14 protein-coding genes are annotated in these 16,333 nt (G+C 67.9%); 4 read left to right on the top strand and 10 right to left on the bottom strand.

All coding sequences use genetic code 11. The features are described from left to right. Positions 1-81: 81 nt before the first annotated feature. Positions 82-468: a hypothetical protein gene (locus tag IPF36_RS12385; RefSeq protein WP_133097086.1), complete on the bottom strand. Its 387-nt coding sequence runs from the start codon at positions 466-468 to the stop codon at positions 82-84. Between the two features lie 469 nt (positions 469-937). Here IPF36_RS12385 and IPF36_RS12380 point away from each other — a divergent pair, with 469 nt between their 5' ends. Together IPF36_RS12380 and fumC are read left to right on the top strand one after the other, a co-directional pair. Further along, complete coding sequence (locus tag IPF36_RS12380) at positions 938-1,288, top strand: four-helix bundle copper-binding protein (RefSeq protein ID WP_133097087.1); 351 nt, start codon at positions 938-940, stop codon at positions 1,286-1,288. 243 nt (positions 1,289-1,531) lie between these two features. Further along, positions 1,532-2,938, top strand: coding sequence for a class II fumarate hydratase (gene fumC, locus IPF36_RS12375; protein WP_195428058.1), 1,407 nt, complete (start codon positions 1,532-1,534; stop codon positions 2,936-2,938). Positions 2,939-2,979: 41 nt separating this feature from the next. Here the strand turns inward: fumC and IPF36_RS12370 are convergent, their stop codons facing one another. Then, positions 2,980-3,315 carry a hypothetical protein gene (locus IPF36_RS12370; RefSeq protein ID WP_133097089.1) on the bottom strand — a complete coding sequence of 112 codons (336 nt, stop codon included), beginning with the start codon at positions 3,313-3,315 and terminating at the stop codon, positions 2,980-2,982. A gap of 262 nt (positions 3,316-3,577) precedes the next feature. Between IPF36_RS12370 and IPF36_RS12365 the strand changes: the two genes are divergently transcribed. Both IPF36_RS12365 and IPF36_RS12360 read left to right on the top strand, forming a co-directional pair. Continuing rightward, entirely contained in the window at positions 3,578-4,501 is a 924-nt protein-coding gene (locus IPF36_RS12365) for a LysR family transcriptional regulator (RefSeq protein ID WP_133097090.1), read from the top strand. Between the two features lie 98 nt (positions 4,502-4,599). Next, positions 4,600-5,073 (top strand): aminoacyl-tRNA deacylase, encoded by a 474-nt coding sequence (locus tag IPF36_RS12360; protein WP_133097091.1) that lies wholly within the window; start codon positions 4,600-4,602, stop codon positions 5,071-5,073. Between the two features lie 61 nt (positions 5,074-5,134). On the opposite strand, the gene eutC is transcribed toward IPF36_RS12360, so the two are convergent. The 8 genes from eutC to IPF36_RS12320 form a co-directional block, all read right to left on the bottom strand. After that, entirely contained in the window at positions 5,135-5,974 is an 840-nt protein-coding gene (eutC, locus tag IPF36_RS12355; RefSeq protein WP_135703416.1) for an ethanolamine ammonia-lyase subunit EutC, read from the bottom strand. Between the two features lie 31 nt (positions 5,975-6,005). After that, on the bottom strand, positions 6,006-7,388 hold the full coding sequence (locus IPF36_RS12350; protein ID WP_133097093.1) for an ethanolamine ammonia-lyase subunit EutB: 1,383 nt from the start codon (positions 7,386-7,388) through the stop codon (positions 6,006-6,008). 122 nt (positions 7,389-7,510) lie between these two features. Continuing rightward, complete coding sequence (locus tag IPF36_RS12345; RefSeq protein WP_195428057.1) at positions 7,511-8,677, bottom strand: DotU family type IV/VI secretion system protein; 1,167 nt, start codon at positions 8,675-8,677, stop codon at positions 7,511-7,513. After that, the gene (gene tssM / locus IPF36_RS12340; RefSeq protein ID WP_195428056.1) at positions 8,674-12,552 is read right to left on the bottom strand and encodes a type VI secretion system membrane subunit TssM; all 3,879 of its coding nucleotides are present in this window, start codon (positions 12,550-12,552) and stop codon (positions 8,674-8,676) included. Before tssM ends, IPF36_RS12345 begins: the two co-directional genes overlap by 4 nt. Before the next feature lie 13 nt (positions 12,553-12,565). Then, positions 12,566-13,858 carry a type VI secretion system protein TssL, long form gene (tssL, locus tag IPF36_RS12335; RefSeq protein WP_240745753.1) on the bottom strand — a complete coding sequence of 431 codons (1,293 nt, stop codon included), beginning with the start codon at positions 13,856-13,858 and terminating at the stop codon, positions 12,566-12,568. Then, positions 13,858-15,201 (bottom strand): type VI secretion system baseplate subunit TssK, encoded by a 1,344-nt coding sequence (gene tssK, locus IPF36_RS12330; protein ID WP_133097096.1) that lies wholly within the window; start codon positions 15,199-15,201, stop codon positions 13,858-13,860. The genes tssL and tssK overlap by 1 nt, the downstream gene beginning before the upstream one ends. Before the next feature lie 3 nt (positions 15,202-15,204). Continuing rightward, positions 15,205-15,708, bottom strand: a complete 504-nt coding sequence (tssJ, locus tag IPF36_RS12325; protein WP_346769546.1) for a type VI secretion system lipoprotein TssJ — start codon at positions 15,706-15,708, stop codon at positions 15,205-15,207. A gap of 134 nt (positions 15,709-15,842) precedes the next feature. Then, entirely contained in the window at positions 15,843-16,328 is a 486-nt protein-coding gene (locus tag IPF36_RS12320; protein ID WP_195428055.1) for an Hcp family type VI secretion system effector, read from the bottom strand. Between the last annotated feature and the right edge of the window lie 5 nt (positions 16,329-16,333).

The raw sequence follows: 16,333 nt of genomic DNA, 5'->3' as shown, positions 1-16,333 counted from the left end.
ATGAAATCGGTCCGCCGGACCTGGCCGGCGAACTCAGCCACCAGCCGGGCCGTGGCAGGCCCGTGCCGGGCCGGCGGCCCGTCAATGCAGCGTGCCGCCAGGCTTGCCAGGCACGGTGTTGGCAGTTGCCGCACCGCTGCCTTCCGGCTCGAACGGGACATGGCGCCCGTCGCTGGACTGGTAGCCAAGCTGGGCGTCGGCGCCCAGCATCTTTTCCCAGGCGATCATGGCCTGCGCCACGGCTTCCGGCGCGCCCTTGAACACCACCACATCGTTGCCGCAGCCGGGGCATTCCCCGCCGAACACGGCGTCGATGCCGGGCAGGCCCGGCACGTTGAGGGTGTCGAACTGCTTGAACGCAGTCTTGCAGTGCCCGCAGACCAGCTGCGCCGGACGCAGGGCCTCAATCTTCGCGCGCGCCTGTGCCGCACGCTCTTCGGGGGTGCCCCGTTTCTTTGCCTCGCCCATGATGTCCTTCCTTCCCGTGCTGCCGGTGTGCTTGCCCCGGCGCGGCCACTGTGGCCACGCGGTGCGGTGTGTTGTTGGGTAGCCGACTGGCGGCCTGTCGCGTGCCCGGCCGGAGCCCGGCAATGCGTCATGTTGTCTGCGGCTTCCTGTTAGATGCGGTTGGGGGGACGGTGGTGCCCGACGACCACGCCGGGTGCCGGGCACGATACCCGCGCCCTATCCTCCGGAACGCCTGGCGCAGGCGGCATTGTAACCAGCGCGGCGCTGCAAGTACCGGGCCCGCAGGATCGACTTTCGCCTGCTATTGTGAATAACGATGCCCCGTGACGGCGCCTTTGGGGCGCCCGCATCACCGCGGGCATGCCATGGGACCGGCTTGCCGCCGCCAGGGCGGCGCGGTGCCCTGCGCCCGCCGGCCACGCGCCGGCATTCACGGTTCCATCCACCTACCCCCGAAGGAGGACGCTCGATGATCCGACCCACCGTGCAGGAAAACGCCGCCCGCTACGCCGACTGCATCGCCGCGTGCAACGCCTGTGCCGCCGCCGCGCTGAAATGCGCCGGGGCCTGCCTGGAAGAGCAGGACGTGCACAGGATGGCGCGCTGCATCGCGCTGGACATGGATGTCGCCGGCATCGCGCAGCTGGCCGCCTCCTACATGCTGCGCAACAGCGAGTTCGCGCCGCTGGTCTGCGAGGACTGCGCCGAAGTCTGCAAGTGGTGCAAGGAGGAATGCGAGCGCCATGACGCCGAGCACTGCCAGGAGTGCGCGCGGGCCTGTGCGGTTTGCATGGAGCAGTGCCTCAAGATGACGGCGTAGCCGCGCCCCCGCCCGCCGCGTCGGCCGCATGCTGGTTATCCCGGCGGGCAGCATGGACTTGAACGCACGCAGCGCGCCTGCGGCGTAATCTGGCGGACTGCTCGCACGGGCGGTGCGCGGCCTGGCTCCAGACAGCCATGACTTGCCGGCGCCCGCGCTTCCCCACGTTCCTTGCCACGTTCCTTCCATCCGGCAATGCCGGCGCCCGCAGCGCCGCCTCCTGCCTTGCAAAGGAGTCTGTCCATGTCCAGCCCTTCCGCCAGCAACACCCGCATCGAGAAAGACAGCCTGGGCGATGTCCCGGTGCCCGCCGACCACCTCTGGGGCGCGCAGACAGAACGCTCGCGCCAGAACTTCCGCATCGGCGACGAGAAGATGCCGCCGGCGCTGGTCGAGGCCTTTGCCGTCCTGAAGCTGTGCGCGGCCCGCGCCAACCGTGAGCTGGGCGTACTGCCGCCCGAGCTGGCACAGGCCATCGAGCAGGCGGCCACGGAAGTGATCGAAGGCCGCTGGCCGCAGGAGTTTCCGCTGTCGGTCTGGCAGACGGGATCGGGCACGCAGACCAACATGAACCTCAACGAGGTCATCGCCAACCGCGCGATCCAGCTGCTCGGCGGAGAAGTCGGCAGCAAGAAGCCGGTGCACCCGAACGACCACGTCAATGCCAGCCAGTCGAGCAACGACAGCTTCCCGACCGCGATGCACATCGCCGCGACGCGCGCGATCCAGCAACAGCTGCTGCCGGCGCTGGAGCAGCTGCAGCAGACCTTTGCGCGCAAGGTGGAAGCCTTCGCCGATATCGTCAAGGTCGGCCGCACGCACCTGCAGGACGCTGTGCCGCTCACGCTGGGCCAGGAGTTCTCGGGCTACATGACGCAAGTCGCCGATGCGCAATCGCGGCTGCAGCAGTCCATGCTGCGCGCCATGCCGGTGGCGCAGGGCGGCACCGCGGTCGGCACCGGGCTGAACGCGCCGCACGGCTTTGCCGTGGCCTTTGCGCGCGCGCTGGCCGATTACACCGGCCTGCCGTTCGAGCCCGCGCCCAACCGCTACGCGCTGCAGGCCTCGCATGATGCGCTGGCCGACCTGTCGGGCGCGCTCAACACCACCGCCTCGTCATTCCTGAAGATCGCGCGCGATTTCATGCTGCTGGGCTCGGGGCCGCGCGCCGGCTTCGCCGAGCTGATCCTGCCGGCCAACGAGCCGGGCTCGTCGATCATGCCGGGCAAGGTCAATCCGACCCAGGCGGAGGCGCTGGCCATGGTGTGCTGCCGCGTGATCGGCAACCACACCACGGTGACGCTGGCCAACGGCCTGGGCACGCTGGAGCTGAATGCGTACAAGCCGGTGATCATCTACAGCCTGCTGCAGTCGGTCAGCCTGCTGGCGGGGGCGGCGTCGAGCTTTGCCGAGCATATGGTCGAGGGCGTCGAGGCCGACCGCGAGCGCATTGCCGAGCTGCTGGAACGCTCGCTGATGCCGGTCACGGCGCTCAACCCGCATATCGGCTACGACAAGGCCGCCGAGATCGCCAAGCTGGCGGTGCAGCGCAACCTGTCCCTGCGGGAAGCGGCGATCGCGTCCGGACATGTGACCGAGGAGCAGTTCCGCGAGTGGATCGACCTGGCCGGCATGACGCGCGAAGTATGAGCCGCGTCGACGCGAGCGCGTGTTGATGGCGGTCGCGCGGCTCAGCCGGGCGTGCCGCCCAGCGGATTGCAGCGCTGGCGCGCCAGCGCTTCGCGCGAATAGCCATGGCGTACGCGCAACTGGTGCTCGACCGCGTCCGCCTGGTCCAGGCAAGCGAAGATCAGGTCATCCTTGAAGCGCTGCGAGACGCCTTTGAGGCGTGGCGCTTCGTAGGCGACCTGGCGCGCACGGCAGCGCAGGAACAGCAGCGTTTCCTGGGTGGCGGCAATCAGCTGGTCATGCTCGATCCGCTTGCATTCGACCAGGTCCTGGGCAGAGGCACTGGCGCCGGCAATGAACAAAGGCACGCACAGCCAGCGGCGCATCAAGCGGTGCATGGCAAACGGGGGCGCGTCGGGCCGGTTGACGGTGTGGATCGCATCATTGCCCAGAGTCGCGTTCGGTGCAAGCGATGGCCAGCCTGAAACGCCGTCACGGGCGGCCGAAACGCGGCACACACTGTTTCGCCGGCTGGACAATCCCCCAAACCCTGGTGATACGTTCGCCGTATGCTGCACCTCGGCGCCGAGGTGCGCGCGCCAGCATGGCAATATACGGGGCCGGCCCTTTTTCTTTCCTACTAGCTCTTTCCTACTAGCCATGGACCTCAACGCCTTGCGCCTGTTCGTCGACATCGTCGACGCCGGCAACCTGAGCGCGGCCGCGCGCAAGCTCAAGATGACGCGCGCCAATGTCAGCTACCGGCTGAAGGCGCTGGAAGAAGAGCTGGGCGTGCAGCTGCTGCGGCGGACCACCCGCCATGTCGAGCCCACGCCTGTGGGGGCCGGGCTGTACGAGCACGGGCGCAATATCCTCGGCGAGGTGGCAGCCGCCAATGCGCTGATCAGCAACATGGGCAAGAGCCTGCAGGGCCATGTGCGGCTTTCGGTTCCTACCGGCCTCGGCCATACGCTGCTGTCGCCGCTGATGGTGCAATTCAAGCAGCGCTATCCCGACATCACCCTCGATGTCGTGTTCGACAACCGCGTGCACAACCTGGTGTCCGAGGATGTGGACGTGGCGCTGCGCATCATCTCCACGCCGCCCGATTCGGTCATCGCCACCGAGATTGGCACGGTGGACTGGGTCATCTGCGCTTCGCCCGCCTACCTGGCAAACCATCCCGCGCCCCAGTCACTCGCAGACCTGCAGCAGCATGCGATCGTTTGCGCCTCGCCAGTCGGGCAAAAGCTGAAGGTCGCGGGAACGCGGCCCGGCAGCGAAGCGCAGGAAGCCCGCGACCAGGTGGTGCTGGAACCGACGCTCAGTTCCGATAATTTCGGCTTCCTGAAGGAAGGAGTGGTGGCCGGCCTGGGCATCGGCATCACGCCAATCTACGCGATCGGCGAGGAACTGGCGAGCGGCGGGCTGGTGCAGCTGCTGCCGGATTACCGCATCAGCGTGTTCGGCAGCCGGCTGTACATGCTGACCATGCCAAACCGCTACCAGACGCTGGCGACGCGCTACCTGCTGAACTTCCTGAAAACCGAGCTGCAGGCGGTGTGGCCGCGGCTGCACCGCTAGCGCTGCAAGGCGGATCGGGAGCCGTTGGGCACGGCGCCAGGCACTATATTAGGAACACAAGGATAACCGTAGGCGTATCCCTGTTCTGAGGAGCAACCATGGCCCTGTCTAGCACGCTTGCAAACTGCCTGAGCAGCAAGAATACCCAGTACGACATCATCCGCCACCCCTACACCCTCAGCAGCATGGCCACTGCCGAGGCTGCGCACATTCCCGGAGACCGTCTGGCCAAGACCCTGTTGCTCGAGGACGAGCGCGGCTATGTCGCCGCCGTGATCCCTTCGAGCCATCACCTGCAGCTGGCTGCGATCTGCGAACAGACCGGCCGCGACCTGGTGCTCGCACATGAGGATGAAATCCGCGAGATCTTCAAGGATTGCGACCTTGGCGCGATTCCGCCGGTCGCCATGGCGTATGGCATGCAAACCTATGTGGACGACAGCCTGATGCAGCAGCCCGAGGTGTATTTCGAAGGCGGCGACCACCAGGAACTGGTGCACATGACACGGGACCAGTTCATGGACCTGATGTCGGATGCCACGCCGGGGCACTTCTCGCGCCGCATGATGTAGCGCGGCGACGTTACGGTGCGGCCACCGCGGATCCGCCCGCGGTGGCCGTTTTCGTTTTCATTCATTCGAGGTCCCGCAATGCCGCTGCCGGCGGCGCCGCGCCGGCCAATGCGCGCTCGCTGTCGTCCTTCAGGTCCACGCCCGAGCGCCCGAGTGCCGCGGCACCGCGCAGCAGGAACACCAGCCGTTGCGCGGCCTGCACATAGGACAACCCTTCGGGCCGCACATTGGAGATGCAGTTGCGCTCGGCATCGGTACGGCCGGGCCGCGGGGCGTAGGTCAGGTAGATGCCGAGGCTGTCGGGCGAACTCAGCCCGGGCCGTTCGCCGATCAGCATCACCACCTGACGCGCGCCAAGCACGGCACCGATATCGTCACCGAGCGCGACGCGCGATTGCTCCGCCACCACCACCGGTCCGATACGCCATTCCTGCGGCAGCAGCCGGCACGTTGCTTCCAGCACCGCTATGGCATGGGATTGCGCTGCCAGCGCCGAAAGGCCGTCGGCGATCACGAACACGACATCGGGCGCCTGCTGCGGTCGCGCCGCCGCCAGGCGCTCCCTGCTCGCGTCATCCAGGCCCCGGCCGAGGTCCGGGCGCCGCAGGTAATGGGTGCGGTCGGGCGCTGCGCTATGGACGACCACGTGGTCGCATCCCGCCTGCCGCAGTGCGCCGGCGATGGCATCGGCGTCCAGCGGCAGATGCACGGCATCGCGCGCCTGCGCATGGGCCAGGCCGAACGCGAGCACGGCCTCGGTGGTCTGGCTGTGGCCGGTGCGCCCCAATGCGATGCGCGCGCGCGTGAACTGGCGCAGGCGCTGCCATGGATCGGCGTCGTGCGTAGCGGAGGTATTGGCGCTATTGGCGGTATTGGCGGGGCGCGAAGGAAGGTCGGACATGGCGTGTCGTGAAGAATGGCCGGGGGCGGCCTTACAGGCTGTGCGCCATCTGCAGCAGCGGCTGGCGCTCGGACGGCTCCAGCAACCGGCCGGCGGCATCTGCGATGCCCATGCGCTGCAGCCATTGCTCGAATTCCGGCGCGGGGCGCAGGCCCAGCACTTCGCGCAGGTATAGCGCATCGTGGAACGACGTGCTCTGGTAGTTCAGCATGATGTCGTCGGCGCCGGGCACGCCCATGATGAAGTTGATGCCGGCCACGCCGAACAGCGTCAGCAGCGTGTCCATGTCGTCCTGGTCGGCCTCGGCATGGTTGGTGTAACAGACGTCGCAGCCCATCGGCACGCCCATCAGCTTGCCGCAGAAGTGGTCCTCGAGCCCGGCGCGGATGATCTGCTTGCCGTCGTACAGGTATTCCGGCCCGATAAAGCCCACCACCGTATTGACCAGCAGCGGCGAGAACGCGCGCGCCACGGCGTAGGCGCGCGCCTCCATGGTCTGCTGGTCGACGCCATGGTGAGCATTGGCCGACAGCGCGCTGCCCTGCCCGGTCTCGAAATACATGACGTTGTCGCCGACGGTGCCGCGCGCCAGGCCCTGGGCGGCGTCGTGGGCCTCGGCCAGCAGCGCCAGGCTGATGCCGAAGGCCGTATTGGCGCGTTCGCTGCCCGCCACCGACTGGAACACCAGGTCGACCGGCGCGCCCTGCGCGATCGCGCGCAGCGTGTTGGTGACGTGGGTCAGCACGCACGACTGCGTCGGGATATCGAAGCGGCTGCGCAGCGCATCGAGCATATGCAGCAGCGAAACAATGGCGCCCAGGTTGTCCGAGGCCGGGTTGATGCCGATGGTGGCGTCGCCGCAGCCGTACAGCAGGCCGTCGATGACGGAAGCGGCAATGCCCTTGGGGTCGTCGGTAGGATGGTTCGGCTGCAGCCGCACCGCCAGCCGCCCCGGCAGTCCGACGGTATTGCGAAAGCGCGTCACCACCTGGCATTTGCGCGCCACCGCTACCAGGTCCTGGTTGCGCATCAGCTTGCTGACCGCGGCCGCGATCTCGGGGGTGATGCCCGGCGCGACGCGCGCCAGCGTGGCGCTGTCGGTCTCGTGCCGCAGCAGCCAGTCGCGCAGGTCGCCGACGGTCGTGGCACCGATCGCGGCAAAAGCGCAAGCGTCATGCCGGTCGACGATCAACCGCGTGATTTCGTCCGCCTCATACGGCACCAGCGCCTCATTGAGGAATTGCGTCAGCGGCACGTCGGCCAGCGCCAGGCGCGCGGCCATACGCTCCTGCTCGCTGGCGGCGGCGATGCCGGCGAGCGCATCGCCGGAGCGCGCCGGGCTGGCCTTGGCCAGCAGCGTGCGCAAGCTGTCGAAGACATGGCGCTGACTGCCGATGGTGTGGGTATATGCCATGGGGAATGCGGTTCCGATGCCGGGGCCAATGCGGGGGCCGATGCCCCTAATATAGTCACCGTTGCGGCACCTGGCTGGCGCGGCGATACGAAAAGCGGAGCAATTCCCATGCCGGCTGGCGCCTAGCGAACGCTGGCAAAGACTTCTATCCGGCGGTTCAGCATCCGGCCCCCGGCGGTCCGGTTGTCTGCCACGGGCTGCGCGGCGCCCCGCCCGATGGTGTCGACCCGCACCGCTGCCAGGCCACGCGCCTGCAGGTAGCCGGCCACCTCTTGCGCGCGCGCTTGCGACAGCGCCTGGTTGGACCGATAACCGCCCGGGGCCACCGGAGAATCGTCGGCATGCCCGACCACCGTGATCCAGTCGGCCCGGCCGTCGAGCAGGTCGGCCAGCTTGTCGAGTTGCTCGGCCAGCGCCGGTGGCAGTTGCGCCTGCCCGGGCGGAAACGACAGGCCGTGTTGGAAGACGATGTGCAGGCGGCCGCTGCGCACATCGGCATGGATGGCTGCGCTGGCGAGTTGCCCGGCGAAGGCCTGTTCGATGTCCCGCTCCAGCGTGTCTGCCGACGGGGAAACGGACGGGTAAGCGGGTGGGTAAGCGGCTTGTGCCAGCCGTTCCACCCGTAGTGCAAGCGCTTCGGTCGCGGCGTTCTGGCGCGTCGCCTGGACCGCCACGACGACGGCAGCGACTAGGAAGGCCAATGCGGCGACGGCAAGCAGCGGCCGGGCGCCGGCCATCGGCACCCGCGGCGGCGCTTCGGGCTGCGCTTCACATGGCGATGCCGGTCTCAGCGCCATGATCTCGCGTGTCGCCGGCCGGATCCGCGGCACCAGTTCTGCCGGTGGCCGCCCGTACTCATCCGTGAGCCCGCGTGCGACCAGGCATGCAACGACTTCAAGCGCATCAGCATGGGCGCCGGCTCGCTGCTGCAGCCTGGCGACCAGTGCGCGGCAGCGGCTGCCGCGCTCCGCCTCGCCGTAGTGCGCCGCAAGCAGGCCGCGCTGCAGCCAGGCGCCACGGCAGGCACCGGAGCGTCCCTGCACGCGGCGGCCCGCCTGGTCCAGCGCCGCGCACAGGCAATAGTGGACCGCCTCCACATCCTCCGCCGGCAACGCCGCCGCGCGACAGGCCTGCCGGAAGTTGGCCAGGCGCGTGTGCGCGGCTTCCTGCAGCGTCTCCAGGCGCGCCGCGGAATCGAGTTCCGGCGTCAGTTCATCGAGCACCCAGATCACCGGCTGCGCCAGCCGCAGCAGGTGGTTGCCATTACCCATCGCAGCGTGCGTCATCATCCCGAACGCCCCGGGCATTCGAAGCCTTGCAGCAAGCCCGTGGTCCACGGATTGGCCAGGCTGCCGGTGTTGATATCCAGCCGCGCCTTGCGGCCGTCGAAGTCGTACTCCGCCATGAAATGGCTGGCGCTGGCCGATCCGGCCAGCTTTCCCCTTGCCACGATCCGCATCAGTGCCCATGGGCCGCTTGCGGCCAGCGTCGAAGTCTCCGGGCGGATGCGCGGGCTGGCGCTGATCTGTGCGCCCTGGCCGCCGCGCGGACCGGGCCAGGTGATCTTCAGCGGCACCACCGGGCCATGCACGTAGCGCTGCCCTTGTCCGTCGAAGTCCAGGTTCAGCTCGACGATCTCGGGATCGAGCCCGACGACCTTCAGGTCGACCTTCCACGCCAGCCTCTTCGCGCCCGGATCGCGCAAAAACACCTCGCGGATGTCCCGTGCGCGCTGGAACGGCACCAGGCTCGGCCCGGCCACCGGCGGCACGTCCGGCGCGGTCAGCTTGTAGCGCCAGGGAGAGATGGTGGTATCGACGTGCGGCGCCAGCACTTTCTCGAAAAAGTCGTCGAGCACGCCGCCGGCGGCAAAGATCCGCGCGAAGTCTTCCGGATCGACATCCGGTGCCGCCGCGGGGGCGAAAGGGTACTTGCCCTCGATGGCGCTGCGGCAGCTTTCGCCGATCATGGCATCCATCTGCGCCACCAGGATCTCGCCGATGCCCTTGTTGACATCGCGCGTACCCTGCACCACCAGGTCGGCCAGCACCGCAGCGAACGGCGCGGGCAGCTTGGCCGCTTCCATGCGCAGCTGCGCGCCGGTGTCCGCCGGCGGCGGCAGGTTGCGGGTATTCAAGGCGTTGTTGGCTACCACCAGGGTGGTGTAGTAGGCGTTGACCATGCCGGCAATCGCATCCAGCCGCGGCTTGGCGCCCGTTGCCAGCGCGTCTGGCGCGGCGGCATCGGCCTGTCCGGTCACGACCTCGCGCAGCGCGGCAAAGCGGTTGTCGACCAGTTCGCGCTCCTGGCGCGCTTCGGCGCGCGCATTCAACACCTGTACTGGTCCGGATGTCTTGTCGAGTACGGACAGCGCCTTCTGCGCCAGCGACGGGTCCTGCGGCGCGAGCGGCCGGGGGAGCGTGGAGAGCGTGGTCTCCTGCACCGCGGCGCGGCCGAGCCGGGCCAGCGGCGAGTCCGGCGCGGCGAAATTGCGCAGGATCTCCAGGTCAAAGGCAAGGTTGTCGCCGGTCACCGTGCGTATGTCGCCAAGGAACGCGATCCAGCGGCGAGCATACTCCTCCAGGTACAGGCGGCGGATCTCGCGCGTCAGCGGATCGTTATCGCCCGGCTTGCCCGCTGCGGCCTCAAGCGTTTTTTTTTGAGCGCCGTCGTGGCCCGTGCGGCCCATCACCCAGGCGTCGACCGCCTGCGCCTTGCCGACAAACTCGGGCAAGCGCGCGTTGAAGAGATCGTGATAGCCGGCATAGGTAAAGAGCCCGGGAATGCCCCGCTCCAGCGGCTCGCCGCTGGCCCGCGTAAAGACCGTTCCGGCCTGCGGCCCGACCGCCCGGACCAGCGTGAAGTCCTGCGGCGCGGCTTCCAGCATGGCCGCCTTGGCACGGTCGTAGAGCCGCTCGATCGAAGTGTTGCCATCAAGGAAATCCCGCGCCGAGCGGATCAGAGCTTCGTTCCTGGCATAGGGCGATTGCACCGGCCGGCCGCCATCCAGCAGCCCATTCAGGTGTTCCAGCACGGCGACCCTGCCGCCAAAGGCGGCCGCGCCGTTGCCGGTGGCCCAATCGCTCTGGACCCATGCCCGCACCTCCGGCGCGCTGAACCTGTTCTTCTCGTGCAGCATCAGGTAGACGCGCAGCGTGTCGTAGGTCTGCCTGGCATCGCGCGCGGCCACCGCGCTTTCGAGCACCGATTCGACCCGGCGCACCAGGTATGGCACCAGCAAGTTGTCCTGCAGCCTGACGTGGGTCCGGATCGAGGCATCGAGGACCGGTGGCACGCTGTAGAGGCCGTAGCGCCATGCCAGCGGCGGAACGGCCGGCGCCAGGCCGGCATAGGCAGGCAGGTCGCGCGCGGCCGACAGCACCTCGGGCATTGTGCCGGGCTGCGGCGCCTTGTAGAAGGCGGCGACGGTAGCGGCCAGCGCACCGGCCTTCTGCCGCACCGACTGCAGGTAGGCGCGGTTGTGGCCATCGCTGGCATAGAGCGCACCGGCCAGCCACAGGAAGATCACCACGGCCAGCGTGTGGCCGAGCAGCCGCAGCAGGCGGAAGCGGAATTCCCAGCGCAGGTTCGGTTTCACCAGATGCGCTTCGGGCACGATCACGCGCTTGAAGACGTCCTGCAGGAAATAGCTGCGATGGCCCGTCGCTTGCGCCGCCGCGGAATCGGCAACGGATTCGGCCGTGGCAGGGAAGGCCTGCTCCGCAGTTTCCGTGGTGTCGGCATGGTTGCGCTCCAGGCGCCTGAGCACGGTTTCATGGTCCGCCACCACCGTTGACGACGTCTGGGCCGCACTGGTGAAGTACACGCCGCGCAGCATGTGGGTGCTCTCGGTATCGTCAAAGCGGGAATCGAGGAACACCTGCGCCAGCATGGCGACGACCGGCCCGGCCAGGCCGGCAAACTCTTGCGGCAGCGCGAACAGGTCCTTGCGGCGCTGCGGGTCGTACTCTTCATACAGCCGCGCATCGAGTCCCGCCTGCAGCCGGTCGACCAGCAGCGCCATCTCGGTGCGGCAGCGTTGCGCGAAGGCGTCGGGCGCATCGGAGCGCCTGGCCTTGCGGTCGTCATGCGGGAAAGTAAAGCCCCACGGCTGCGCGCGGCCTTCGCTGCTCAGGTACCGGAAGTACGCGCCGAAGCCCGCCAGCTGGTCGAGCTTGGTGACGATCACATAGACCGGGAAGCGGATGCCGAGATCCGTGCGCAGGTCGGCCAGCCGGGCGCGCAGGCTGGTCGCCTGGCGCACGCGCACTTCGGGCGACTGCGTCAGCAGGTCCTCGGCGCTGATGGCAAGCACCGCGCCATTGATCGGCGCCCGGCTGCGATGCCTGCGCAGCATCGTGAGGAACCCGGTCCACTCGGCCTGGTCGATCTTTGGATTCTGGCCATGGCTGGTATAGCGGCCGGCCGTGTCGATCAGCACGGCCTCATTCGAAAGCCACCAGCTTGCAGTCCGGGTGCCTCGATCCTTGCCGGCCAGCGCGGCGGCGCTCATCTGCTCCGGCAACGGGAACTGCAAACCGGCATTGAGCAGGGCGGTGGTCTTGCCCGCTCCCTCTACGCCGACCACCATGTACCACGGCAGTTCGTACAGGTAGCGCCTGCCTTCCAGGACGCGACCGATCCCGCCACCGCTGCGCATCCCCTTGAGCTGCCTCAGCGCCTTCCGCACAGCCTCTTCCACAATGGCGAGCTCGTCCGTGGCAATGGCTTCCGGACGCTTGCCGCCAGGGTTCAGCAGCTTCTGCAGCAACGAATCGTTCGCCCGCGAGCGGCGCAGGAAACGGAACACTTCATAGGCCGCGAGCAAAAAGACAAGCACGGCAATGACGACGACCCGCACGACGTCCGAAGCGAGCGGATGCGCTGCGCCGACAGCAAGCAGCGGCCCGGCATGCCAGATTGCCAGGCAAAGCACGGCGATCCCGATCACCGCCACCGACCAGCGCAGCACCAGCAACAATGCCAGCGCCAGCAGCAGCACGATGGCGGCCATCCGCATGCCGATCCCCGCCAACGGCCGCAAACCATTGAACGCGAGCAGCGGACCGATAAACCAGATCGCGGCCGCGGCTAGCGCCAGCGCCACGTACACCAGCATCTGACGCGAGAACAGCACGGCCAGGCAACGTTTCAGGAATTCCATACCGCACTCTCTCTCAATGCATCACCACGATTTCCACACGGCGGTTCTGGGCGCGCGCGGCGGGCGACGCATTGCCCGCCAGCGGCTCGCTATCGCCCTTGCCCACCGCCGCCAGCCTTCCCTTGGCAACGCCCTTGCCGGCGAGGTATTCGGCGACGACGGCCGCGCGCTCTTCGGACAACACCTGGTTGGAAGGAAAGCGTGCGGTCCTGATCGGAACGTTGTCGGTATGGCCGATGACGTTGACCTGTCCGGCGACCTTGCTGATCTCTGCGGCCACCTTGTCGAGCACCGGCAGGACCTTGCTGCCGACATCCACCTGGCCGGCGGCGAACATGTCGTCGCCGCGGAACGTGACCGTGCTGCGCTTGTCGTCTTCGCTGACGCTCACGACGCCGCGGGCGATCTCCGCCCGCAGCAGCGCCGCCAGCCGCATTGCCTTCGGCGGATCCGGCGGCGCGGCGTGGCCGATGGCGACGATCTGCCGCGCCAGCGCATCGGTGCCGGCGAGCAGCTGGTACTTGTACCAGCCGAACAATGCCGCAATGCCGAGCGACAACACGCAGGCCGTGACCCACACCGGCACCGAACGCAGCAGCCGCAGCTTGCCGGGCGCCGCGCCGCGCCAGTGCGGAGACAGCTCGCGCGGCACGCTTTCGCGCGCGCCGGCGATCAGGTTCAACAGTTGCTGGCGGATCGCGTCGAGTTCGCGCGGTCCTTCGGACCGCTTGCCGTAGCGGCCGCGAAAGCCCAGTGACAACACCTGGTAGACCAGCTCGATGACGTGCATGTGCTCTTGCGGCGAGGCCACCAGCCGGCCCAGCAGCTGGAACACTTTCTCGCCGCCGTCTCCCTCCTGGTGGCACTGGATCAGCAGGCTCTGCGTCGCCCAGTCGCCGGCTTCGCCCCAGCGGGTCGCGTTGGCGGCCTCGTCAAGCGCGGTGCAGAGCGTGTAGCGTGCGGCGAGCACATGCTCGCGGCGCAGGTTGGCGCGCTCGCAGACCGCCTGGAACCGCAAGATCTCCTGCATCAGCATCTGCTTGAGCGCTTGCGCCGCACCATCACCGGGCAGCTCCGCCGGCATGTCGGCCAGCGTGCGCAGCAGCGGTTGCGCCGCGGCAAGCAGGGGATTGGCGCTGGCCGCAATGCGCGCGGCACGCTGCTCCAGCGTTTCGGGTGTGTTCCAGCGCCATGCGGAACGTCCTGGCGCGGTGGTGTCCGCGGATGTCGCGTCGGCCCCGCTGACAGCGTCCGCGATGGCGGACGGCGGCATGGTCTCGCCGGTGTGTTCGACTGCGTCTTCCATCAGCTGCGCACTCCCCACAACTCGAGACGAATTTCCGGAAAATGGCCGGCCACATGCAACGCGAGGCCGCCGTAGCGCTGGACCTGCTCCCACAGCGGATGGTCCTGGGACAACTCGAAGTAGACCTGCCCGGCGTTGAACGGAATCTGACGCGGCGGCACGGGCAGCGGCCGCAGCGGGATGCCGGGAAGGTGCGAGCGGATCAGTTCGGCAAGGCGCTCCGAAGGCCCCGCCTTGGCCTGGGCCGGGAATTGCCGCTGCAGCACGTCGGGCGGCATCTGCGCGCCAACGGCCAGCACAAAGGTATGGAAGCGCGAGAACTCGCTCGGCTCCAGCACCGCAAGCCGGATGCCGTGGGACTGGTCGCGCAGCTCGATGCGCTGCGCACTGCGCTCCAGCACCACGTTGAGCAGGAAGCGCAGGTCATCGACCACCGGCTTCAGGCAGGTGTGCGGCTCGTCGTGGCGATAGGCGCCAAACGGCAGCGGACGCCGGGTAGCGGTGCGGACAAAGGTAGACAGCTCGCCGGCCAGCGCGGTCAGCATGACATAGAGATCCTCCGGCGAGGCTGCCTTGGCCTCGAGCATATGCGTCAGCACCGGCTCATGCCGGTTCAGCAGCTGGAGGATGAGGTACTCCGACACCTCGGCGGCATCTCCGCCGCGGGTGCTGGCCGCGGCAAGCCGTTCGGCCATCGCACTGGCACGCAGGCGCAGCAGGCCGTGGAGTTCGCCCAGCCACGCCGTCAGCAAGGCGCTGGCCGTGTACACGTTGACCGGCGGGATCAGCGCCGGATCGAGCGTGGCGCTGCCATCGGCGCGGATCTCGGCCACCCTGGCAAGCGGCAGTCCGATCCAGGATTCGGTCAGCTCCTTCTCCGGCAGCAGGCGCAGCCGCAAGTCGGCCAGCTGCACCAGCTTCGGCCCCTGCCCGATCGAGTTGGCATCCAGCAGTTCCTCTTCGAAGCTGTGGTACCGCGCCAACGAGTCCGCGGCGTTGTCGAATGTGGTCTCTTCCGTATTGGGCGTGCGAATCGGTGCCGACAGGCAGATGCGCTGGTTCAGGTGCTCATGGCGCAATGCCAGCGGGGCGGGCAACCGCGCATGGGCGGGCGCGTCGAACGGCGTGCCATCCTGCAGGATGCCGGCGGCGCCGGAAACCACCAGCTTGCCGAGCGCCAGCGCCTCGGTGTCGATGGCCAGGTGTGAAAAGCCCCAGAAGAATGCGCTCAGCGCCGCGGCGCGTTTATGCGCGAAATGCTCCAGATAGCGCTCCTGCTGCTGAAACAGCTGCGGGCGCAGGAACAACCCTTCGCTCCAGACAACCTTGTTGTACCAGCTCATGAATCAGTCGGGTTTTATAACGGTAATGGTTTGCTGGTCGAGCACGACCTGCAGCCTGACCTTGCGCGCAGGCACGACGGCGCGGTACCACGCCGCTTCCGGTGCAGGCGGCAATGGGTAGACCGTGCGCCAGGTCGCCTTGCCCAGGTCGCGGTATCCGACCAGGAAGCCCAGCGCTGTGGTTTGGGGATTGAGCTTGCGCTCTATCGATCGGGATTCCCCGGGGCGCAGCACGAACGCATCGCGGGCCAGCAGGTCCTGGGTCAGGACGGTGCTGTCGTTCTGATCGAGCGAGAAGTAGTCAGCGCTGCTGAACGCCGCTTCCGTCTTGAGTTCGTAGACGCGAACCAGGACGGGTGCAGCGCGATCCTGTTCGTCCGGGTTGACGGTCGGCCTGGCATCGACAGCCAGCGCGAGCTTGATCTGTTCCCGGGAGGCGTCCGGCTGCGGCGCCGAGCAGGCGCACAGCAATGCGGCAGCCGATGCCGCCATGATGCGTAGGCTCACTGCAATCTCCTTGTACCGCACGAATAAGCGTCTGGCCTTCGGGCGTCATGCCGCAACCGCCTCGCGTGCCAGGCGGAGGCCCTGCCGATCCCCTTTATCAGGGTTCGCGGCAGGGCCCCACGCCGGGGTGCGGGTCAAGCCTCCTTGTTGCCCTTGATGTCGTATCCCGCCGTCACGGCGCCGCCGCTGCCGCCCTGGGCGTTCTGCACCACGTACTCCTGCTTGACCCGGGAGAACGACAGCGCCACCTGCTCGCGCATGCGGACTTCATCGTCCACCGACCCCCTCGGGCTGACCTTGGTGACAATCACATCGGTCATGGTGAGCTTCAGGTACTCGAGCGGGTTGCCGCCGGCCTTGCGCACCACCAGCACCGCTTCATTGATGTGCTTGCCCGTCAGGCAGTACTTCATCAGGTTGGGCGAAGCGCGGTCGATGTAGTGCTCGAAGCTCAGGTCCGACACCGTCGCCTTGCCGGCGCCGCCGCCACTGCCGGCGTGCATGGTCGACTGCTGCTCGATGGTCCAGTCCCACGCGAGCAACTCGATCTCGTTCTTGTGGGACGAATCCTGCGATTCGCCATCGATGCCGTTGATCATCAGGAAGGTGTCCTGCGCCATAGCGT

Origin of the sequence: Cupriavidus sp. IK-TO18, assembly GCF_015549295.1 — a bacterium.
GTDB classification, from domain to species: Bacteria; Pseudomonadota; Gammaproteobacteria; order Burkholderiales; family Burkholderiaceae; genus Cupriavidus; species Cupriavidus oxalaticus_A.
The sequence above is the reverse complement of the archived record's forward strand: the minus strand, read 5'-3'. Positions and strand labels throughout refer to the sequence as shown.